General features: G+C 60.9%; 18 protein-coding genes. 12 read left to right on the top strand and 6 right to left on the bottom strand.

Annotation, left to right across the window (positions count from 1 at the left end):
* The first annotated feature begins 21 nt into the window (after nt 1-21).
* From DSC91_RS34945 to DSC91_RS34910, 8 genes are all read left to right on the top strand, one after another.
* On the top strand, nt 22-1029 hold the full coding sequence (locus DSC91_RS34945) for a fumarylacetoacetate hydrolase family protein (RefSeq protein WP_115783023.1): 1008 nt from the start codon (nt 22-24) through the stop codon (nt 1027-1029).
* Nucleotides 1026-2885, top strand: coding sequence for a phytoene desaturase family protein (locus tag DSC91_RS34940; RefSeq protein ID WP_115783022.1), 1860 nt, complete (start codon nt 1026-1028; stop codon nt 2883-2885). The genes DSC91_RS34945 and DSC91_RS34940 overlap by 4 nt, the downstream gene beginning before the upstream one ends.
* Nucleotides 2882-3826 (top strand): NAD-dependent epimerase/dehydratase family protein, encoded by a 945-nt coding sequence (locus DSC91_RS34935; protein ID WP_115783021.1) that lies wholly within the window; start codon nt 2882-2884, stop codon nt 3824-3826. The genes DSC91_RS34940 and DSC91_RS34935 overlap by 4 nt, the downstream gene beginning before the upstream one ends.
* Before the next feature lie 134 nt (nt 3827-3960).
* Entirely contained in the window at nt 3961-4902 is a 942-nt protein-coding gene (locus DSC91_RS34930) for a VOC family protein (protein ID WP_115783020.1), read from the top strand.
* A gap of 6 nt (nt 4903-4908) precedes the next feature.
* A complete protein-coding gene (locus tag DSC91_RS34925) occupies nt 4909-5268 on the top strand; it encodes a Rieske (2Fe-2S) protein (RefSeq protein ID WP_208645757.1) in 360 nt (119 codons plus the stop codon).
* A 19-nt stretch (nt 5269-5287) separates the two neighbouring features.
* The gene (locus DSC91_RS34920) at nt 5288-6451 is read left to right on the top strand and encodes an alpha/beta hydrolase family protein (protein WP_115783019.1); all 1164 of its coding nucleotides are present in this window, start codon (nt 5288-5290) and stop codon (nt 6449-6451) included.
* A gap of 34 nt (nt 6452-6485) precedes the next feature.
* Nucleotides 6486-7619: an FAD-dependent oxidoreductase gene (locus tag DSC91_RS34915; protein WP_115783018.1), complete on the top strand. Its 1134-nt coding sequence runs from the start codon at nt 6486-6488 to the stop codon at nt 7617-7619.
* A 115-nt stretch (nt 7620-7734) separates the two neighbouring features.
* Nucleotides 7735-8487 (top strand): SDR family NAD(P)-dependent oxidoreductase, encoded by a 753-nt coding sequence (locus DSC91_RS34910; protein WP_115783017.1) that lies wholly within the window; start codon nt 7735-7737, stop codon nt 8485-8487.
* Between the two features lie 260 nt (nt 8488-8747).
* Here DSC91_RS34910 and DSC91_RS34905 read toward each other — a convergent pair whose 3' ends face one another.
* Entirely contained in the window at nt 8748-9662 is a 915-nt protein-coding gene (locus DSC91_RS34905; protein WP_115783016.1) for a LysR family transcriptional regulator, read from the bottom strand.
* Nucleotides 9663-9876: 214 nt separating this feature from the next.
* On the opposite strand from DSC91_RS34905, the gene DSC91_RS34900 reads away from it, so the two are divergent.
* Nucleotides 9877-10932 (top strand): aldo/keto reductase, encoded by a 1056-nt coding sequence (locus DSC91_RS34900; protein WP_115783015.1) that lies wholly within the window; start codon nt 9877-9879, stop codon nt 10930-10932.
* A 137-nt stretch (nt 10933-11069) separates the two neighbouring features.
* Here the strand turns inward: DSC91_RS34900 and cysC are convergent, their stop codons facing one another.
* Nucleotides 11070-11708, bottom strand: coding sequence for an adenylyl-sulfate kinase (gene cysC, locus DSC91_RS34895; RefSeq protein ID WP_115783014.1), 639 nt, complete (start codon nt 11706-11708; stop codon nt 11070-11072).
* A gap of 170 nt (nt 11709-11878) precedes the next feature.
* Nucleotides 11879-14074: a LamG-like jellyroll fold domain-containing protein gene (locus DSC91_RS34890; RefSeq protein WP_115783013.1), complete on the bottom strand. Its 2196-nt coding sequence runs from the start codon at nt 14072-14074 to the stop codon at nt 11879-11881.
* Between the two features lie 340 nt (nt 14075-14414).
* Here DSC91_RS34890 and DSC91_RS37740 point away from each other — a divergent pair, with 340 nt between their 5' ends.
* Nucleotides 14415-14597 carry a hypothetical protein gene (locus DSC91_RS37740; protein WP_162831507.1) on the top strand — a complete coding sequence of 61 codons (183 nt, stop codon included), beginning with the start codon at nt 14415-14417 and terminating at the stop codon, nt 14595-14597.
* Between the two features lie 461 nt (nt 14598-15058).
* On the opposite strand, the gene DSC91_RS34885 is transcribed toward DSC91_RS37740, so the two are convergent.
* The gene (locus DSC91_RS34885; RefSeq protein ID WP_115783012.1) at nt 15059-16414 is read right to left on the bottom strand and encodes an MFS transporter; all 1356 of its coding nucleotides are present in this window, start codon (nt 16412-16414) and stop codon (nt 15059-15061) included.
* A 127-nt stretch (nt 16415-16541) separates the two neighbouring features.
* Complete coding sequence (locus tag DSC91_RS34880; RefSeq protein ID WP_115783011.1) at nt 16542-17492, bottom strand: amidohydrolase family protein; 951 nt, start codon at nt 17490-17492, stop codon at nt 16542-16544.
* Nucleotides 17493-18014: 522 nt separating this feature from the next.
* On the opposite strand from DSC91_RS34880, the gene DSC91_RS34875 reads away from it, so the two are divergent.
* Nucleotides 18015-18860, top strand: a complete 846-nt coding sequence (locus DSC91_RS34875; RefSeq protein WP_162831506.1) for an enoyl-CoA hydratase/isomerase family protein — start codon at nt 18015-18017, stop codon at nt 18858-18860.
* A gap of 147 nt (nt 18861-19007) precedes the next feature.
* Nucleotides 19008-20204 carry a CoA transferase gene (locus DSC91_RS34870; protein ID WP_115783009.1) on the top strand — a complete coding sequence of 399 codons (1197 nt, stop codon included), beginning with the start codon at nt 19008-19010 and terminating at the stop codon, nt 20202-20204.
* A gap of 84 nt (nt 20205-20288) precedes the next feature.
* On the opposite strand, the gene mgrA is transcribed toward DSC91_RS34870, so the two are convergent.
* Complete coding sequence (mgrA, locus tag DSC91_RS34865; protein ID WP_115783008.1) at nt 20289-21332, bottom strand: L-glyceraldehyde 3-phosphate reductase; 1044 nt, start codon at nt 21330-21332, stop codon at nt 20289-20291.
* Nucleotides 21333-21363 lie beyond the last annotated feature (31 nt).

Below are 21363 nucleotides of genomic sequence, written 5' to 3'. Positions count from 1 at the left end.
TCGACAAAGGAGACAGACACAATGAAACTCGCATCGCTTAGAGGCAAACATCCTGACGGAGTGCTAATCGTCGTGTCGCGCGATCTGCGTCTCGCGGTCAGCGCTGGCGCCATTGTACCGAATCTGCGCACCGCGCTGGACGACTGGGAGCGCACCCAGCCTGCATTAGCTGCGCTGTACGACGCGTTGAACGGCGGGCGCGCACCCGAAGCGTTCAGCTTCGACCCGTACGCGTGCACTGCCCCGCTGCCCCGCACCCATCAGTTCATCGACGCTTCGGCCTTCCTGAACCACGGCCGGATCATGACGCAGGCTTACCATCCCGAGAAGAAGTCGGACGCCTCGATTCCCATTCTGATCCAGCGTCAGGGCGACGATTTCGCCGGGCCGCACGACGATTACCCGTTCCCCAACGAAGCGGATAACTGCGACTTCGAGGGAGAGGTCGGTGTCGTACTCGGCGACACGCCGATCGGCACGCGGGCAAACGACGCGCTTTCGCACATCCGGCTACTCGTGCTCTTCAACGACGTCAGCATGCGCAAGCATCTGTTCCGCGAACTCGGGATGGGTTTCGGCTTCATTCTCGCGAAGCCGGCGACGGCCTTTGCTCCCGTTGCGCTCACGCCGGACGAGCTCGGCGATGCATGGCAGGACGGACGCGTGCATCTCGACATGAATGTCCAGCGCAACGGCGAACCCTTCGGTCACCCGAACGGCCGCGAAATGAGTTTTGGCTTTCACGAGCTGATCGAATACATCACTTACAACCGTAACCTGCGCGCCGGCACGATTATCGGCTCAGGGACTTTTTCGAACCTCGACTACCGCAGCGCCGGGTCCGCGTGCCTCGCCGAACAGCGCGCGATCGAAGCGATCGAAACCGGTGAGTCGTCAACACCGTGGCTGCGCTTCGGCGAGCGTCTGCGCTTCGAGATGCTGGACCGCGACGGCCAATCCCTATTCGGAGCGATCGATCATCGGTTCGTGCAGGCAGTGCAGACCGTTCAGGCAGGAGTACGCACATGAGCCAGACTTACGACATCGTCGCGATGGGCGCGGGCCATAACGGCCTCGTCGCCGCCGCGTATCTCGCGAAAGCAGGCAAGAAAGTGCTGGTGCTCGAACGCAAGGCGTGGCCGGGCGGCGGCGTCAGCACACGCGAGCTGAACACGCCAGGCTACTGGCATGACGAGCACTCGAGCGTGCACATCATGATTCAGGGCAATCCGATGCTGCGCCAGGACGAACTGGGGCTGCTCTCGAAACACGGCTTGAACTACCACTACTCGCCCGTGCCGCACGCAACGATCTTCCCGGACCAGTCGGCGCTCTTCACTTACAAGGACATCGACAAGACCTGCGAATGCTTTGCCAAGGTGTCGCCGAAGGATGCGGAGACCTATCGCAACTTCGTCAAGATGAGCCAGCAGATCCTGCAGGTTTTCATGCCGGGGCTCTACTCTCCCCCGCCGCCGCTCGGCGAACTCGTCGCGATGCTCGACCGCAGCGACGAAGGGCGGCTGATGCTGGATTACATGAACCGGGATTGCCTGGACCTCGTGAACCAGCTCTATGAAAGCGACAAGATCAAGATTCACCTGCTGCGGCTCGTCAGCGAGAACCTGCAGGCGCCCAATGAACTGGGCACCGGCATGGGCGTGCTGCTGATGCCCGGCATCATCCACACCTATGGGGTCTCGCAGCCCGTCGGCGGTAGCGGCAAGCTGACCGAATCGCTCGTGCGCTGTATCGAATCGTATGGCGGCGAAGTGCGTTGCAACGCCGAAGTCGCGAAAATCCTCACGAGCGCGGGCCGTGCCACGGGCGTGCAACTGGCGAGCGGCGAGCAGATCATCGCGAAGGATGCGGTGATCGGCGCAATCCATCCGCATGTGATCCGCAAGTTTGTCGAAGGCGTGCCGGAGCCCGTCTTGCAGCGTGCCGAGCGGGCGACGCTCGCGCCTTTCTCGATCATGGTCAGCCACTACGACCTGAAGGAGAACGCGCGCTACCACGCCGGCGAAGAGGTGGGTTACGCGACGATGCTGGAGTTCATGGCGACCGACAGTCTCGACGAGATGCTGGCCGACTTCGACGACCTGAAGCGCGGCCTGATTACCGAGCGGCGCCTGTGCGCCGGCGGCGACGAAAGCATCGGTGACAAGACCCGCGTACCGGCTGGCGCCGGCATGTTCCATGGCATCACGTTCGCGCCGTACAACGTGAAGGACAAGCGCTGGGCAGGTCAGCATTGGGACGAATTCAAGGAAGAAATCGGCGATCTGTCGCTCGCCCACTATCGCAAGTTCGTCTCGAACCTGACGAGCGAGAACATTGTCGCCCGCAGCATCGTCAGCCCGGTGGATCTCGAACGGTCCAGTCCGAACAGCATGATGCGCGGCGATCTGCACGGCGTGGCGCCGTATTTTTATCAGAGTGCCGGGCATCGACCGACGCCGGATCTGGGCCAGTTCACGGTGCCGGGCGTGGAGCGCCTGTACCTCGCAGGCCCGTTCCAGCACCCCGGCGGCGGAGTCTACGGCGCGGGCCGCGCCACGGCGATCAGGATGTTCGAACAGCTCGGCATGGACTTCAGCAGTGTCGCGGCAGGCGCGCGGCAGGACACGGGCGTGCCCGCTACGGTGGCGGCCGCGAAGAAGACCGGTATGGTGCTGCGCGGCCCCGCCGATGAAGAACTGATGCACGTCGAATCGCTCGAACGGGTCGGCGACGAACTCGTCATCAAGGGCAAGAGCTTCGGCACGATGCCGATGGAAGCCCGTCTCGATGCCTCATCGGCGCGAGCTGGACTGAAGATGCTTGGGGCGTCGCGTCTCGCGTTCCTCGCCTCGCTGCCGTTCCGCAAGGGAGGCGCCAAATGACTCATGTTGTCGTGACCGGAGCGCAAGGCTTCGTCGGGCGGGTGCTGGTCAGGCGTCTGCTGTCCGAGGGCCTCGGCGGAAAGCCTGTCTCGCGGCTCACGTTGATGGACGTCGGCTTCGATGCCCCGCCCGCCGATTCACGCGTCGTGCAACTGCCTGGCAGTATCGCCGACGCTGCAGTTCGCGCGAATGCCAACGCGGCCCCTGTCGATGCAGTGTTCCATCTTGCGAGCATCCCCGGTGGCGCTGCGGAAAAGAACTACGCGCTCGGCCGTTCGATCAACCTCGATGCAACACTCGGGTTGCTGGAAGATCTGCGCAGCCAGGCACACGCACCACGTTTTGTGTTCGCCAGCACCGTAGCGGTCTATGGCGAGCATTTGCCTGCGACCGTCGATGAACAGACCCTGCCCGCGCCGGCATTGAGCTACGGCGCGCACAAGCTGATGGGAGAAGCGCTCGTCGCCGACGCATCGCGACTCGGCTGGGTGCAGGGCTGCTCGTTGCGTCTGCCAGGAGTCGTCGCGCGACCGGGCGATGGCACGGGCATGATGTCCGCGTTCATGAGCCTGCTGTTCTGGAAACTGGCTGCGGGTGTTCCCCTCACCGTGCCGGTTTCAGCCGAAGGCGTGGCCTGGTGGATTTCCGTGAGCACCTGCGTCGACAACCTGCTGCACGCGGCCACGGTCGACCCCGACCGCTTCAACGCGCGCCGCAGCTACCAGATGCCGGTGCTGCGCCTGACCGTGGGCGAGCTCGTCGACGCGCTAGCCGCGCGCTTCGGCGCCGACCGCACAGCGCTCGTGACCTATGCGCCCGATCCCTTCATCGAGCGACTCTTCGCAACCTATCCGCCGCTGCTGACGCCCGAAGCCGAGCGTCTCGGACTGCGCCACGACGGCAGCGTCGATCAACTCATTACGCGAGCAATGGCGGACTGAAGCGGACTAACCGGTTCGCCTGACGCTGAGACATCACAAAGGAACCCACTCATGAACTACCCCCACGCTCACTATCGTTCGCTGCCCCCCGAGGGGGCCGATGCCTCCCTCGGGGTGGCCCAGCGGGAGGCATCATGAACATTGTCGGACTCGAATTCCTCGTCTTCGGCATCGACGGCATCGACGACATGGCCGGCGCGCGCCAGTATCTGCTCGACTACGGCCTTGACGAAGTCGACTACGATCCGGTGCGCGGTGGCATCTTCACCGCGCTCGACGGCACCGGCCTCATCATGCGCGCAGCCGATGACCCAAGCCTGCCGCCGTTGCCGCCGAAGGCCGCCACACCCAGCCTGCGCGAGACCGTCTATGGCGTGGACAACGCCGATACGCTCGCGTCGATCAAGGCCAACCTCGAAGCCGACCGCGAGGTTAGCGTCGATGCCGACGGCACGCTGCACTGCATCGACGACGCCGGCTTCGGCGTCGCGTTCATGGTCACGCGCCGCCACAAGTACGAGGCGCGCTATCTCGGCTTCAACGTGCCGGGACAGCCACCCGGCCGCCCACTCAACGACTGCGCCGTCGACCCCGACGCCGTGATCAAACCGCGCACGCTCTCGCACGTGGTCTATTTCGTCGAAGACGCGCAGAAGGCCGAAGCCTTCTACGCTCGCCTCGGCTTTATCGTCACCGACCGCTTCAATCATCTGGGTCCGTTCATGCGCCCGGCCGGCACACAGGATCACCACACGCTGTTCATGATCGAAAGTCAGAACGATCACATGATCGGCTGCAACCACTTCACGTTCCACCTCGGTTCGGCAAGTGAAGTGCTGCAGCACGGCTGGAACTTCGTCAGAAAGGGCTACAAGAGCTTCTGGGGGCCGGGCCGCCACATTCTCGGCAGCAACTACTTCTGGTACTTCAACAGCCCGTTTGGCGCGACCATCGAGTTCGACGCCGATATGGACCTGCATGACGACAACTGGACGCCGCGCGCCTGCGATCCCGGCTCGGACAATTCGCAGATTTTCCTGTTCGACGCTCGCGGCAAGTGGGCGCCGGGCGAGTAAAGCGCCATGACGATGTTCGCTGAACGCGTGCTCTGCGCGCTGGACTATCTGCCTGACGGCGGCTCGCGCGGCCTGCTGCGGCAGGGGCTCGATGACCAGTTATGCGTCGTGCGGCAAGGCGACGAGGTGTTCGTCTGGCTCAACGACTGTCCGCACGAGCATCGGCCGATGGAGTACCGGCAGGACCGATTCCTCTCGGGCGACGGAAGCCACATCGTCTGTTACGCGCACTCGGCGCATTTCGACATCCGCACGGGCCACTGCTTCGCCGGCCCCTGCGCCGGCCAGCACCTCACCAGGGTGCCGGCACGGCTTGAGAACGGCAAGGTCTGGATTCCCGCCAAGCTGCCTTCGATCTTCGACTGATACCTGACACGACTACACCATGTTCCAGTACTTCCCTACCAACTACGTCTGGAGCCTCTCGACGATGATCGCCCTCACCCACGGCGGCAACATCGGAGAGGTGGATGCAATGTGTGCGCCCCTGCTGGAGGCGGCCCGCGCCGGCGACGACCCCGGCACGCTGGCCTTCTACGAAGCATGGAAAGGCGGCGCGGACAAACTGATCGCACTAGCCGACGACGATCTGGCGCGCGGCCACACCCTGTCTGCAGGCGAAAAGCTGGGCCGCGCCGGTCTCTATTACTGCATCGCCGAGCGAATGCAGGCACATGGTTTCGAGGCCCGCCTCGCGATCTACAAGCGCTCGCTGGAACTGTTCGAGCAGGGCCGAAAGCTGAGCCGCGAAAATTGCGTGCGCGTGGAGATCCCTTATCGTGACACGCACCTGTCCGCGCTCTACGTACGCGCCGAAGGTCTCCAGCCCGGACAACGCACGCCGATCGTGGTCGTGATGAACGGTCTAGATTCGACCAAGGAGATGCTGCAGAAAAGCGTGATGGGCACGATGTTCGCGCGGCGCGGGCTGTCCGCGCTGTTTGTCGATCAGCCGGGCACCGGTGAGGCATTGCGCCTCGCCAACCTGCCGGCCGTGCATAACACCGAAGTCTGGGCCACACCGATCGTGGACTGGCTGCAACAGCACCATGAAGTCGACCCGCAGCGTATCGGTGCACTGGGCGTCTCGCTGGGCGGCTACTACTGCCCGCGCGCGGTGGCGTTCGAACCGCGCTTCGCGTGCGGCGCAGTCTGGGGCGCGAACCACGACTGGCGCGAAGTGCAGCAGGCCCGCCTGAAGCGTGAAGGCGAAAATCCGGTGCCTCACTACTGGAAACACGTGCAGTGGGTATTCGGCGTGCAGGATATGGACCAGTTCTTTGCCAGGGCCGAACACATGCACCTGAACGGCGTGCTGGACCGCATTCGCGTGCCCTTTCTCGTCACGCACGGCGAGAACGACCGTCAGATCCCGTTGAAGTATGCGCATCAGACCTTTGAGCAACTCGTCAATAGTCCGAAGAAAGATCTGTTTGTTTTCACGGCCCGCGAAGGCGGCGTCGAACACAGTTCGCTCGACAACCCATTGAACGCCGGCAATCAGATTGCCGACTGGCTGGCCGAACAGCTCGGCGGTTCGGTCGCCTGACCGGACGATTCCACCACGCATACAGAGACATACTATGGCACTGGTCAAGAAAGTCCTGATCGTTGGCGGCGGCATCGGCGGCATGTGTGCCGCGATCATGCTGCGCAGGCAGGGCATCGCCGTCGATCTCGTCGAAGTCAATCCGCAATGGGCGCCGGACGGCGCCGGCATCACGATCAGCGGCCCAACGCTACGCAGCCTGCGCGAAGTCGGCGTGGTCGACGAGGTATTGCGCCGCGGCGGCTCCTGGACAGCCGTCGATATCTGCGATGCGAACGGCAACGTCAACGTCAGCGTGCCGATCACGCCCGCAGTGGGCGCAGACGATCTGCCGGGCGGCGCAGGCATCATGCGCACGGTGCTGGCCGATATCCTGGGCAACGCCACCCAGGATGCCGGCGCGAACGTCCGGCTTGGCTTGAGTTTCAAAAATATCGCGCAGGATGAAGACGGCGTCGACGTCCTCTTCACCGATGGCAGTCGCGACCGCTACGATCTGGTGATCGGCGCGGACGGCGTCAATTCAACCGTGCGCAAGCTTGTGATGCCGGACATAGCCGGTCCGCAGTTCACCGGCCAGGGATCGTGGCGCGCGGTGGTGCCGCGCCTGCGAGAGAACTCGACGATCTACATGGGCAAGACCACCAAGGCGGGGATGAACCCGATCAGCGCGACCGAATGCTATCTGTTCGTGCTCGACAAGCGCGACGGAACGGACTTCATCGCGCCGGAACAATGGCCGTTGATGCTCGCGGGATTGCTGGAGGAGTTCGGCGGAGCGATCGGAGAATTCCGCGCCGCGTTGCTGGACGGTTCGCTCAGGAATCACCGGGTGCTGTACCGGCCGCTCGCCGGTCATATGATCGCTGCGCCGTGGCACAAAGGGCGTATCGTGCTGCTCGGCGACGCAGTGCACGCCACCACGCCGCACCTGGCATCGGGCGCCGGGATCGCCGTCGAGGGCGCCATCGTGCTGGCTGAGGAACTGCAGCGCCGCCATTCACTAGAAGGCGCATTGATCGCTTACGCGGGCCGCCACTATGACCGCGCACGGCTGGTGGTCACGGCCTCGGGCCGCATGGGGCAGATCGAGCAGGACGGTGGCTCGCGGGAAGAACACACACGCGTGATGGTCGAGGCTCAGCAAGCCCTGCGCGAACCGCTTTGACCTTCCACGCTTTCACAATACATACGGCTTTGCATGGGATCCGAGTAACGCACTAGAGCGCGAACTCTGATCGACAGCTAAAGCGCCAACTCAGGTCGACAGGAGACACATTGAAATGACCACATCGAATCAACCCAACGGTCGCGTGGCCGTCGTTACAGGCGCAGCCGGCGGACTGGGCGAGGCGTTCGCGCTGCGCCTCGCGGCAAGCGGCCATGAACTGGTCTTGACCGACCGCGAACCGTGCGACACGCTGGCCTCGCAGATCAACGCGGCCGGCGCTCGCGCTACGACGTTCGCCTGCGATCTTGCCGATCCCGCTCATGTCGAGCGCTTTGCGGCGCAGGTCCTCGAACAGGTCGGCAAGGTCGACGTGCTGGTCAATAACGCGGCCTTCATGCCGATGGCGCCGCTGGCGTCGATTACGGCCACGCTGTGGCGGCAGATCATGACCGTCAACGTCGACGCGCCGTTTCTGCTCGCTCAGGCGTTCTCGGTCGGCATGGCCGAGCGGCGCTGGGGACGCATCATCAATCTGGCGTCCAGCACGGTCTGGGGGCCGCCGCCGGGCATGTCTGCGTATGCCAGCAGCAAGATGGCGGTAATCGGATTGACGCGTGCCCTCGCGGCCGAACTCGGCGCGCATGGGATCACCGTCAACGCAATTTCCCCGGGTCTGACACGCCACGCGGGCAGCGCGGCAAATCTGCCGGCCGAAGCCTTCAATGCCGTGTGCGCCCGCCAGTTTATTCCGCGTACCGAGCTTCCTGACGACCTGACCGGCGCACTGGCGTTCCTCGCATCGGACGATGCGAGGTTTATCACCGGGCAGGTGCTGAACGTCGACGGAGGCGGCTTCGGTTTCTAACGCTTGATCTCCGGATCACTGCGCGGGATACCATCGCATCCGCATCGCAGTCCATCGCGTGATGGGTGTTGGCAATGCCTCTTGTCCGTTCATCAGCAGATGAGCGCACTAGCTTTCTGGGTGAACGCAGTCCCCCAGCGTCCTTCCGTAGTCGTTGAGGGTTGTTCGATACCGGCGGTCGGCTGCAAGTCTGTGAGCATACTGCGCCGTGCGGAACTTAACCAACTTCTGCCGCCACCGGTGCAGCAACGGCTGCTCCATCAGACCGCCGCGTCCGGCAACCCGAGCAGATCAAGGAAGGCTCGCGCGATCGGTGCGACCGGTTCGCTGGCGCTGCCCTTGAAGACTGCCGCAAGCTCCCAGCAAGGTTCCTCCCTTTCGCGAAATGTTGCCGTCGCGATCGGCGTGCCACGCGTGTCGCGAACGCGTTCTGCTGCGACAGATTCCGGCACCATCGCGATCGCCAGGCCCTCCGCTACCAGTTCGAGCAACATGGGTATGTCGTTGACCTCGAAGGCGATTGAGCGCTGCAGCCCCGCAGCCGCAAAACTGCGATCGACAAGCCGCCGCACGCTCCAGTCCGGACGCAGATCAGCGAACGTTTCTTCGCCGAGATCAGACAACGTGAGTTCACTCGCACCCGCAAGTCGATGACGCGTCGCGCAGGCGACGACCATCCCTTCGCACGCGAACATCCGCAAGGCGAGATCGTCGGACAGCGCATCCGGCGGCTGCGTGAACGCGAGATCGAGGCGCCCTTCGCGTACCTGATCAAGCAGCGCGCGCGAGCCGTCGAGCGTCAGCTGGATATCGATCCCGCTGAACGCGGCCCGGAACAGCGCCAATGAAGCCGGCAGATCGACGAACGGCGCGAGACTGTGGATCGCACCGATGCTGAGCCGGCCCCGCGCAAGCCCATGAACCTGCGTCACGGCATGGCGCGCGTCGCGCGCGGCCGCGAGCACACGTCGCGCTTCGTCGAACAGCACTTCGCCGGCCGGAGTCAGGTCGACACGCCGCGTGCTGCGAATGAACAACGGCCCGCCAAGGTCTTCCTCCAGCGAACGAATCGACGCCGACAGCCCCGACTGAACGAGATTGAGGCGCCGCGACGCGCGCGTGAAATGCCGTTCTTCGGCGACCGCCACGAAATGCTCAAGTTGTTTCAGGTCCACTTGCCGCCTCGTTAAAGACACCATCAGATTCATCACCAATAACGCACAATTTAATCACATATTTCCGTTGGAACGATAAGTCAAACTACTTTATTGTCGAGGGCATTGACGCATTTGCTGCAAAAAAACTGCATGGCACGACCCACCCCAGTGCGTCCGGCCTGGGGCCATCCAGACGCTCAAGATACTGTCCACATAACAGGAGGGTTTCACCTTGGAATATCGTCAACTCGGCCGCTCAGGCCTCAAAGTATCGACCATCACGCTGGGCACCATGACTATGGGCGGCAAGGGGAAATTCGCGAAGGTCGGCGAGGTCGGCCTTGACGAAGCACGCCGGCAGATCGACATGTGCATCGACGCGGGCGTCAACCTGATCGATACAGCGGACGTCTATTCGGACGGCGCGTCCGAAGAAATCGTCGGCGAGGCACTTGGCGGCAAGCGCAAGGGCGGTGTGCTGATCGCAACGAAGGCCCGCTTCCCTATGGGCAACGGCCCGAACGATCGCGGCCTGTCGCGGCACCATTTGATCCAGGCCTGCGAGGCGAGCCTGCGGCGGCTCAAAACCGACGTAATTGATCTATATCAGGTCCATCAGTGGGACGGGCTGACGCCGCTCGAGGAAACGCTCGAAGCACTCGACCTGCTCGTGCGGCACGGCAAAATCCGGTATGTCGGTTGTTCGAACTACTCGGGCTGGCACTTGATGAAGGCGCGGCATGTGAGCGAACGTGACCGTCTGCCGCGTTTCATCAGCCAGCAGATCCACTACACGCTCGAAGCGCGCGAAGCCGAATACGAACTCGCGCCAATCGCGCTCGACCAGGGGCTCGGCATTCTGGTCTGGAGTCCGCTTGCAGGCGGCCTGCTGTCCGGCAAGCATCGCCGCAATGCCTCAGCGGAAGGCACGCGCCAGTTAGCCGGCTGGACTGAGCCACCGATTCGCGACGAGGAACGTCTGTGGTCGATCGTCGACACGCTTGTTGAGATTGCCGAGGAGCATAAGGCGTCCGCTGCACAGGTCACGCTGGCGTGGACGCTGGCGCGACCCGCCGTCACCTCGGTCATCATCGGCGGACGCAATGAGGCGCAGTTGCAGGACAACCTCGGCGCGGCGAACGTCACCCTGAGCGCAGATCAGCGCGCACGGCTGGACAAGGTCAGTGCGCCTCCTCTGCTTTACCCATACTGGCATCAGTTGCAGACCGCGAGCGACCGCCTCGGCGGTGCCGACCTGTCACTGCTTGGGCCACATCTGACGGCATGAGCTGGTCCGGTGGGCGCCGTTCCGTTTGACGCGCGTCCGCCAGATTCACACTGGTTCCCCGGCAACCGCGCATGGCGGAGGCATCATGACGTTATCGGTTTGTGCCACCGTTAATTGGCATTCGTCGTCACGCGATCTTACTTTCTCGACCGAACACCATCAGGCCATCGGGAATCCACAAGACTCGTATTGCGCAAGTAATCGAGAATGCCCGATACGCATTCGTCCACGGTCGATGTCGCAGTGTCCACTCGCAGATCAGGATTCTGCGGCGATTCATAGGGTGCCGACACGCCCGTAAACGAAGCAATTTCCCCGGAACGCGCCTTGGCATACAGACCTTTTGGGTCGCGACGCTCGCACGTGTCGACGGATGTACAAACATAGGTCTCGACAAATTTGTCCTGCTCAATGATCTTGCGCGCCGCTTCTCGATCTTCGCGCAAGGGCGAAATCAACGCCGCAATGACGATCAGGCCGGCGTCGTTCATCAATTGGGCTACGTGTGCGACCCTGCGGATATTCTCGCGCCGGTCGACGTGGCCGAAGCCGAGATCACATGTCAATCCATGGCGGATGTTGTCACCGTCGAGGACATAGCACGCGTGGCCTGACGACACCAGTTGCCGTTCGAGTTCGAAAGCGATGGTCGATTTTCCCGCCCCGGATAACCCTGTCAACCAGACTGTGACTGGTCTTTGACGAAACATTATGGCCCGGTCACGACTCGTGATTGTCCCACTGAATCGCTGCAGGAAGTCCTGGGAATGTCCCATTACGAAAGATCCTTGATTGTCAGGGACGATGCCCAAATTGTTGCCAGCTTCCGCGGCCTCGCGTTATGCGTGGACCCGCAATCACAATATGAAATCAGTTCTGCATATGTTCGCGAATGGTGCGCGGATGCCGACACGTTCAGAGGGCGCCGACGTCCGCCAGCCTGTCACTACGCCGAAATCAATGCCGCGATCTGTTCCGCACTGAGCGCGTTACGGTAGATGCGGAACTCGTCGATCAATCCGTTGAAGTACGGATCGCCTGAGAACTGCGATCGTCCGATCCAGTTCTGGCTGGTGCTTTCCAGATGGAACGGTGAAAACGACATCGCCGTGCTGGAGCCGATCTCCCCGCCATTCAGATACAGCGTACCGACGCTGCCCGATAACGTCACCGCGACGTGCACCCACTGCCCGGTCGGCAGGGCGACATTGCCGTTGATGTCCTGCTCGCCCGCGCCACCGTTGAGCGTGATGGCAAAGCGTGCGAACCCGCTATTGGCGCGCGGGGTCAGCATCATGTAGCGACCCGTGCCGGAACCGAAGTCAAATACACGCTCCCAGGTCTTCGCCGCGTTCCAATACACCCACGCCGCGATCGTAAAGTCCGACACGTCGGCCACGATGTTGTCTGGCAGGCTGACATAACCCGTGCTGCCGTCGAGCGACACGGCATTGCCCTTCTTGCCAACCGCCCGGCTCGCACCGCCAACCAGCGTGCCGGAATGTCCGTTTCCGCTCGAATCCGCCGCACTGGCGCCACTGCTTTCGTCGAATGCCAGGTAGGTCTGCAGTTGCACCGCAGTGGTCACAACGGCCTCGTTTGACGCAGCCGTTTCACCGGACGGTGTCACCGCGGTCACGACGTAGTAATAGGTCCCGGCCGCGAGACCGCTGTCCGTATAACTGAGCAGATCGGTAACACCACTCGCGATGGATGTGTAGGGTCCGCCGGACGTGGTGCCGCGTTTGACGTTATAGCTCGTCGCGTACGCGGTGCCCCACCACGACAGGATGACCTGCCCTGCGCTCGCAATCGCGACGAGCACGCTCGGCGCCACGCCGCTCCCGATCGCGTCGAGCGTGCAGGTCAACGTTCCGTAGCCTAGTTGGTCGTAGCCGCCGCTGTTCGGTCCATAGTTGCCTCCGCCACCTTCAGGCTGGACCAGCGTCGCGAACTTCTGCGTATAAGGCGCGGCCAAGCCCTTGCGGTTGACGTAGTGGTTGTAAACCAGCGCCCAGCAAGGGCGCGCCGTACCTTGAGCCGAAGTCGAAAACACGGCCTGGTTCACGTTGTCTACATTGTTGTAGCGGATGTAGGGCACGGTGTAAAAGGTCGTACCCGACTCGATCAGGTTGCTTTTCGCAACGTATTCCGCCCCCATGAGGAACCGGTTGTTATCGTAACCGTACAGATCGACACCCTGATTCCAGGCCATTTCGCAGATCGCTCCCCCGAGTGCGATGCCGAGCGTGGCGTGTCCCTGGTCACGCCCCGACTCCTGCCATTGACCCAGATAGCCCGGATGGACGTAGTAGACGGCCTGCAGAATCGCGCCGTTGCCCGCGCCCCTCTTGAAGTACGTGACAGCCTCGTCGAATAGCGACTGGTCGTCGCACAGCACACCGATAGCCATGATCGATGCCACGTTGCACAGATCCCAGTTGGCCCAATAGTGCGTCACCTCGGTGTTGTTGTGCCGATTGATGAAATCGTGGTTGATCGGATAGAAGTAGCTGCGCATCATGTTCTGGAAGCTGGCGAAGTCGGCGGCTGCCCAACCTGAATAGGCGCGCATGATTTCACCGACATTGGCGAATTCATAGCCGTAGATGCCTGCCGCGAGATCGACGTTCGAATCGCCGCCCAACCCAGTCAACTTGGACGACCAGGCGTTCATGATCTGCACCGCCTTGTCGGCATAAGCTGTGTTGCCCGTGACTTTCCAGCGCAACGCGCACGCGTAAGCCGCAGCGATGTCATTGAACAGCGAGCCGTAGTTCTGCGTATGAACCCCGTCATCACCCCGATAGACAACCTCCTGCGGGTTAGGCGTCCACGACAGGCTTGCGTGACTATTCAAGATCAGGATGTTCCAGCTATCGATCCAGGGGGACGCTTGCGCCGCGACCTTCTGGCTCATCCGATCGAAGTCCGCCTGGGTATGCAACAAACCTGGATGCACAAACGCGCTCGACGACGAACTGCTCTGCACTGCAGCGCGCGATGCGGCCACCGATTGCGATGACTGGGACGCCTGAGCCGACGAAGTTCCTCCTCCGCCGCCGCAGGCGGATAGAGCCAATGCTCCGAGGCTGTATAGAAATGTGCGACGCGAAATGCCTTCAGCAATTTGCGCCTGCATCGCAAACGCATCGGATTGTCCAGACTGTATTTCAGGAGCGCCTGAATTCACGTGTTCTGGTCGTGCATCGATCTTGTTTGATTTCGATCCCGTCATGCGCTTCTCCACTCCTGATGAGACGGTCCCGGCAGTTGATTCATGAAACCATTCCGGGTGCCGTCGATAGTTGGCAAACGTTTGCCTTCGCGGGCGCGATGTGCGCCATCGATACCCACCGGCAAACAACATCATCGCGGCCTCTTTCCCTGCTGCACCTCAATGAATGCAATTGAAGACTTAACGCGCCTCGAGACACGCACGTCGTGGCAGCGTGATTAATTTTGACCAACGATGACTAAAAATGCGGAACGAAATTTGTATCGGCGACGCCACCATTCCTATGTCACCAATTACGCTGCATGACAACCCAGATGCCGTGAGGATCACGGTGCGCCTGTGCCACGCGATTGGTTCAGCCGCGATCGTGAAACATGCTGATGATCCCTGCTTCCTCAAGGTATACGGCCGCTTTCGGTCAGGCTGAAGGGCAAAAAGTGGTTATTTTATTAGGTAAAGATAATTTATTAAAAGAGATACAAATTAAAAAAATTCTTCAATAAAAATAAGGAAATCCTTATATGAAAATCAGGATTTAATTATTGGAAAATTAAAAATCTCATAGTTTGGACATTGTTATGCGCGGCGACGAGTGCCAGGGCCGTTGTCAGGTTGGATTGTCAGCAGCGCAAAGCGCCTGTTGAAGAGATCGAGATTGCTCCATTGCGCCTGTCGGGCTCCGGCAGCCGTCGTTAGTCACCCGGCGGGCTGACATTTGAATTTCCGGCTGAGCGTATTGTTGTACTCGATAGGGTAACTGAGGGACGTCAAGAGATTCTGAATGGCGTCATGCTGTTTTTGACGCTATGCGCGTGACGTCCGTCAAACGTCGAACAACGATTCAGCGCGTTGTATTGCCACAATCCGTGTTAGATCGCGGCGTGACGCTCACGAACCCAGCACCGTGACTTCTCTGAAAGCGGCCTTGCGCCGCGTCATGTGAATCGTACCAGCGGCCGCTGCGGCCCCGAGCATCGGCACCGCGCCCATTGCGAAAAAACTTGCAGTAGACCAATCCATGCCAAGCGCAATGCCACCGATGGTGGGTCCCAGAATGGCGCCGATTCTCCCAACCCGAATCGCCCAGCCGAGTCCCGTCACCCGAGTCTCCGTCGGATAGCAGGTCGCCACCAGCGCATCGCATGCCCCCGTACCGCCGATCACGCAAAAGCCGGCGGCGAAAACGAGTACACCGAGCAGCCAAGTATTTCCGCTAACAAGTCCGACGAAAAAAATGCTCAGGAATGCGAATACATACGTCATGACCAGTATCAGAAACGGTGGAAAGCGATCGACAAAGCGTCCCAGCGTCAGCGTCCCGACGGTTCCTCCCGCCTGGTACCCGATTGTGATCAACGCGGCCATCTCGATATGCAGCCCGCCATCCCGCAACATCGCCGGCAACCAGCTCGACAGCAAATTCAGATCGAGCAGATTCATGAACGTGATGGTCCACAACAGCAACGTGATCCTCTTCCGGCCGCCAGCGAATAACTCGCGTACAACAGATCCCTTCACGATTTTCTCGGCCACAACATAGATAGCATCGCCGCAGGTCGAATCGGCATCCGGGACAATACGGTTCACGTGCTTCGCGAGGCGTTTCGGATGCTTGCCGGTCACCGCCAGGTAGCGCAGTGATTCGGGCAGAAAAAATATCAGCACGACTGCAAACGCCAGAGGAAGGATGCCGCCAATCAAGAAAACCACTTGCCAACCATGCACCGCTATCAACTTGGCCACGACTAGTCCACCCAGCGCGGCTCCTATCGAGAAACCGCAAAACATGACCATCATCGCCGTGATGCGGATCCGCGACGGCACATATTCGCTCGTGAGCGCCAGCGCGTTAGGCATCGCACCTCCCAGCCCTAGACCGGTCAGAAACCGGACAGCAACCAGTTCCGGAACGGACGATACAGACATTGTCAGTAACGACAGCACACCGAACGTAGCGCTGCAAAGAATCATGACGGGACGACGTCCTATCCGGTCCGCCAGCGGGCCGACGACCAGCGAGCCAATCATCAGGCCAATCTGGCCAGCTGCGAAAGCGGGCGTCATGGCCGCGCGGTTGATGCCCCATGCCTTGATGAGTGCCGGCGCGACATAGCCGATCGCCATCGTATCGAAGCCGTCCACCAGGAGCGCACATGCACACAAGACAGCCACAAAAATCTGGAACGGACTGAGCTTGTGCTGGTCGATCAACTGTTCGATATCGACCGAATACTTTCCGGGCATTTGAATTGTCTCCTGTCGAGTTTTTTGCAGTTACGAATGGCGCATTACCGCGGACGGCCAACTGGTTTTTCACATCCGGCCGAGCTGTGGTGCCGCCGTCTGGTCCGTGCAGTTCGTACAGACGCCCTTAGTCGGTGTCGGGCAAACCGAAGAGGCGCCGCGCGTTGCCGTAAAAGATCTTCTGCTGGTCTGCGCTGGACAGCCCCACTTGCCCGAATAACTCCAAGGCCGTCGCCGGACTCCAACACGGGTAGTCGCTGCCATACATCACATGGTCGGCGCCATAAAATTCAACCGCAAAACGCATGCCCAATTCGTGCGGCGAGACTGTATCGGTGTACATGCGCTTGATGTACGTACTTGGCGGCAGCGGCAAGCCGGCAGCCTTGGCATTTTTATCCATGCGACCGGCCTGATAAGGCAATGCGCCTCCCGTATGCGACATGATGATCTTCAGACCGGGATGACGTTCCATGATCCCGGAGAGCACGAGTCTGCAAGCCGACACGGAGATATCAACTACACGCCCCAGACTCAGATACAGCGCTCCGTTGTATCCGTCGAGAATGTCAGGAAAGATCGAGTCGGTCGGATGCAGGAAAATCGGGACGCCAAGCTTTTCGACATGGGCATAGAACGGTTCGAGCCGCTCGGCGTCGATCCGGTCGAGCGAGCCGACAGTGCCCGGCAGATTGACGCCAATCAGACCAAGCGTGCCGATCGCATGATCGACCACTTCGATGGCAACGTCGGTATCGCGCAAGGGTACTGCCGCACTGGCCCAAAGCCGTCCGGGATAGCGGCGCTGAGCGGCCGCCATTTCCTCGTTCCACGACATTGCCGCAGCACGCCCCTCGTCGACGGGCAGATCCGAAAAGTGTCGCGAGAATGGTCCGATGGAGCAGATCACGTCGACGTCGTGTTCCAGGGTGTCCATGTACGCCAACTGCTTGTCCAGATCGAACCACTCGGCGCCGAGATTGAAGCGGGCCGCGCCCTCCCTCCTGCCGCCAGTAGGTATAGCCGCCTTTGCCGTTACTTTCGGCTCTCGGATAGCCTTTCCGCTTGCAGAGCTCATCGAAGGTCGACCGAGGCCACCAGTGAAAATGAGAATCGAGAATGCGCATGATCAGTCTCCTTTATGTTTGTTCGTGTCGCGGACTGCTTCGGAGCAGATGAATCTGCCACTAAACACCGCGCGTCTGTTTGCCCTCGCCCCGTGGCTACGCTTCGTGTGTGTCGCCATGATCAGAATCCGTGAGAGCGCGAGGATTGGCGTTCAAGTCGGCTATTTGAAATTTCCTGTATCCAGCCCGGCGTGCGCAATTGCAGTGCTGGTGACGGCAACGAAACGGTCTGGAACAACGCGGGTCAGCGCAATGTAGCGTGTCCTTTCGCGCCCCGACAATTGGCCAAGGCGCTATGGGTTCATAGCTGTTGCGTTATGTGTGGTGTTCATATCCCGACGGTCGATGCGTTGGTCATAGCGTCGCGTCTATTACCCCATAGGTTCTGCGCCCATGGCTACAGTGCTCCGCCCAGAATACGATCGACGTCGACAAAGTCCGATCAATCGAAACGACAACTCATGGAGATGACAATGACAACCACGTGGACGACACTCAAAGAATGGCCGGAGCTTAAGCTTGAACGGATGCACGATGCGGGGGTAGCCCGAATTGTGCTGAATCGGCCGGAAAAGCGAAATTGCCTGAACCCCACTCTCGTTGACGCATTTTTTGAATCGCTCGAAATTATTAGGGCGGATCGCGATCTCAAGATTGTCATTACCAAAGGTGCCGGCTCTTCCTTCAGTTCGGGGCTGGATCTGCACTACCTTCGCGGTGTGGCGAATGGTCGGGTTGCCGACTGGGATCGCCCGGGGCCCACGATCGCACTCACCAAGGCACTGCGCGACTTTCCTCGCATCATGATTGCGCAGGTGCACGGCTACTGTCTGGGCGGTGCGTTCGCGCTCATGAACGTGCACGACCTCGTGATTGCTGCCGATACCGCACAGATCGGCATGCCCGAACTGGTTCGCGGCAGCTTCGGCCAGATCGCCACCAGCACGTTGCTGCACGCCCAGATCCCGGTCAAGAAAGCCGTGTTCATCCAGTTGCTGGGGCGCAACCTCTCAGGAACGGAAGCCGATAGGTTGGGTCTCGTCTCGTTGTCGGTCGCTGAGTCTTCATTGGAAACAACGACCAACGACATCGCCGCCGAACTCTCATCGCGACACTCGGCCCCGCTGGAGAACGCGAAACTTGCCGTCCAATTGGGCCGCGAATTGCCGCTCTCCCAGGCGCTCGATGTCGACCGCCTCATCGGCTGGCGTCAGCGTCTGTCCGTTGATCCGACCGCCAATCTGGAGGAGTATCTAAGTTCTCAGAAAGGAGGTACAAACACTAATTACCAAAGACCAGACGTCATCCAGGACGCCTAGTTCGAGAAGGGGTCGCATCCTGTGCCGGACGAAACGTCCCCTTACCCGACACGTCGAGACATCCGATCGATGATTTTCGCCGGACCGGCCGCCTGAGGCGGCCGCGTCTCGAACCCCCTTGTGACACACCCAACACATTGAAGAGCAATTGGCATCGCTAATTCCGCAGGTCCGCTCAAAGGGATCAAAGTCATCGAAGTCGCCCGCTTCGTTACCGGACCATTTTGTGGACAATTGCTTGGCGATCTCGGGGCTGACGTTATCAAGATCGAGGATACCAACGGAGGCGATCCGTTTCGGGGCTGGAGCGTCGAATCGGATGGCTACGGTGCCCCGTTCGTTGCGTTCAACCGCAATAAACGCAGCCTGACGCTCGATCTGCGTGCGCCAGAAAGCCGGGACATCCTGTTCAGTCTCATCGACGGCGCGGACGTGCTGATAGAGAATTTCCGCCCTGGCGGCGCTGCCAAACTCGGCATCGACTACGACATGCTCAAGTCCCGCAATCCAAAACTGGTCTACTGTGCCATCACCGGCGTCGGCACCACCGGATGCTACGCGGGCCGAGCATGCTACGACGCCGTTGGCCAGGGCTTAAGCGGACTTCTGAGCCTGCTCATCGATCGCGAGGATCCGCAACCCGTCGGCCCCACGTTCTCCGATACGCTGACTGGCCTGTTCGCCGCCTATGGGGTTCTCGCGGCACTCAACGCACGCGCTACCACGCATCTCGGCCAGCGCGTCAATACCAGTTTACTGCAGGCAACGATGCGGTTCATGCACGAAGCTTATGCGGTGTTCTTCAAAACGGGCCACGTCCCCAATGCCTATTCTCGACCGCAGGCGTCGCAGGTCTATGCCTTTGTTTGCCGCGACGGATTACCGCTCGTGGTTCATCTGTCCTCCCCCGATAAGTTCTGGCAAGGTTTCGTCGCCGCACTCGATCGGACCGATCTCGCCGCAGACGCGCGCTACAAGACGCATGGTGCGCGGCGTCAGCACTGGAAAACAATCCATGCTGAGCTCAAGCCATTGCTCGCCGCGCAGGACCGTGCCTACTGGCTGGAACGATTCGCCGCCGCGGATGTGCCGGCTGCGCCGATCCATCAGGTTAACGAAGCGCTTGACGACCCTCAGGTATGGGAAACCGGCATGCGGATCTTTGCGGACCACCCCAAACATGGGCGCGTCGATATGGTCGGCTATCCGGTGACCTTGAGCGACACGCCATCACCTCAGGTCATCGCACCTCCCGTGCTCGGCGAACACACGGATACCATTCTCGCCGAACTCGGGTACGACGCCGAAAGCGTTCGCCGCTTTCACGAGCGCGGTATCGTTTAAGCCGGCGAGATCGATTCGCGACGCCCCCTCGCGTACAGTTTGTGAGAGTCGGCAGGCGGCGATTCAGCGACGCTCGCCCTGTATTCAGATTACCCTATCGGTCGACGGTTTTTCCGGCAGGATGATCCCGCCTTCGGTTGCGTAGCGGTCGATCTCCGCCAGCTCTTCCCTCGAGAACGCGAGATTCTTCAGCGCACCAACGTTCTCGCGCACCTGTTCCGCGCGGCTTGCGCCGATCAGCACGGATGTGACACGCGGATCGCGCAGCGCCCAGGCGAGCGCCATCTGCGCAAGGCTTTGTCCGCGACGCTGCGCGATGTCGTTGAGCTTGCGCACGTGTTCGATGTTTTGCGGGCTCAGATGCTCCTGCTTTAACGAACCGCCACCCGGCTTGTTGACGCGCGCGTCGTCCGGCACGCCGTTCAGATACTTGCCGGTGAGCAAGCCCTGCGCGAGCGGCGTGAACGCGATGGCGCCCGCGCCAACTTGCTCGAGCGTGTCCAGCAGTTCGCGTTCGATCCAGCGGTTGAGCATGTTGTACGCCGGCTGATGGATCAGCAGCGGCACCTTGTACTCGGCAAGCAGCCTGGCCATTTCGAGCGTCTTGGTTGGCGAGTATGACGAAATTCCGATGTACAGCGCCTTGCCCTGCTGCACGGCACTCGCCAATGCACCGGCGGTTTCTTCGAGCGGCGTATCGGCATCGAAACGATGCGAATAGAAGATATCGACGTAGTCGAGACCCATGCGCTGCAGGCTCTGATCAAGACTCGCGAGTACGTATTTACGCGAGCCACCGCCCTGTCCGTACGGCCCCGGCCACATGTCCCAACCCACTTTCGACGAGATCAGCAATTCGTCGCGATACGGCTTGAAGTCATCCTTGAAGAGCCGGCCGAAATTGGTTTCGGCGCTGCCGTACGGGGGGCCGTAGTTGTTGGCGAGGTCGAAGTGCGTGATGCCCAGGTCGAAGGCCGTGCGCAGGATATCGCGCTGCGTGGAAATCGGCGTGGTATCGCCGAAGTTGTGCCACAGGCCCAGCGACAGCGCCGGCAGTTTGAGACCCGACTTGCCGCAGACGCGGTATTGCATGTCCGAATAGCGTTCTGAAGCTGCTTCGTAAGTCATTGCTAGTTTCCTTGTATCGCGTGCCGCGAGG

It is taken from the genome of Paraburkholderia caffeinilytica (assembly GCF_003368325.1).
Taxonomy (GTDB): Bacteria; Pseudomonadota; Gammaproteobacteria; order Burkholderiales; family Burkholderiaceae; genus Paraburkholderia; species Paraburkholderia caffeinilytica.
This window is presented reverse-complemented; position numbering and strand designations above follow the sequence as displayed.

Coding starts and splice junctions, on each gene's coding strand:
- DSC91_RS34945 (WP_115783023.1), top strand. CDS start 22: ATGAAACTCGCATCGCTTAGAGGCAAACATCCTGACGGAGTGCTAATC.
- DSC91_RS34940 (WP_115783022.1), top strand. CDS start 1,026: ATGAGCCAGACTTACGACATCGTCGCGATGGGCGCGGGCCATAACGGC.
- DSC91_RS34935 (WP_115783021.1), top strand. CDS start 2,882: ATGACTCATGTTGTCGTGACCGGAGCGCAAGGCTTCGTCGGGCGGGTG.
- DSC91_RS34930 (WP_115783020.1), top strand. CDS start 3,961: ATGAACATTGTCGGACTCGAATTCCTCGTCTTCGGCATCGACGGCATC.
- DSC91_RS34925 (WP_208645757.1), top strand. CDS start 4,909: ATGACGATGTTCGCTGAACGCGTGCTCTGCGCGCTGGACTATCTGCCT.
- DSC91_RS34920 (WP_115783019.1), top strand. CDS start 5,288: ATGTTCCAGTACTTCCCTACCAACTACGTCTGGAGCCTCTCGACGATG.
- DSC91_RS34915 (WP_115783018.1), top strand. CDS start 6,486: ATGGCACTGGTCAAGAAAGTCCTGATCGTTGGCGGCGGCATCGGCGGC.
- DSC91_RS34910 (WP_115783017.1), top strand. CDS start 7,735: ATGACCACATCGAATCAACCCAACGGTCGCGTGGCCGTCGTTACAGGC.
- cysC (WP_115783014.1), bottom strand. CDS start 11,708: ATGGGACATTCCCAGGACTTCCTGCAGCGATTCAGTGGGACAATCACG.
- DSC91_RS34890 (WP_115783013.1), bottom strand. CDS start 14,074: ATGCAGGCGCAAATTGCTGAAGGCATTTCGCGTCGCACATTTCTATAC.
- DSC91_RS37740 (WP_162831507.1), top strand. CDS start 14,415: ATGCGGAACGAAATTTGTATCGGCGACGCCACCATTCCTATGTCACCA.
- DSC91_RS34885 (WP_115783012.1), bottom strand. CDS start 16,414: ATGCCCGGAAAGTATTCGGTCGATATCGAACAGTTGATCGACCAGCAC.
- DSC91_RS34880 (WP_115783011.1), bottom strand. CDS start 17,492: ATGAGCTCTGCAAGCGGAAAGGCTATCCGAGAGCCGAAAGTAACGGCA.
- DSC91_RS34875 (WP_162831506.1), top strand. CDS start 18,015: ATGACAACCACGTGGACGACACTCAAAGAATGGCCGGAGCTTAAGCTT.
- mgrA (WP_115783008.1), bottom strand. CDS start 21,332: ATGACTTACGAAGCAGCTTCAGAACGCTATTCGGACATGCAATACCGC.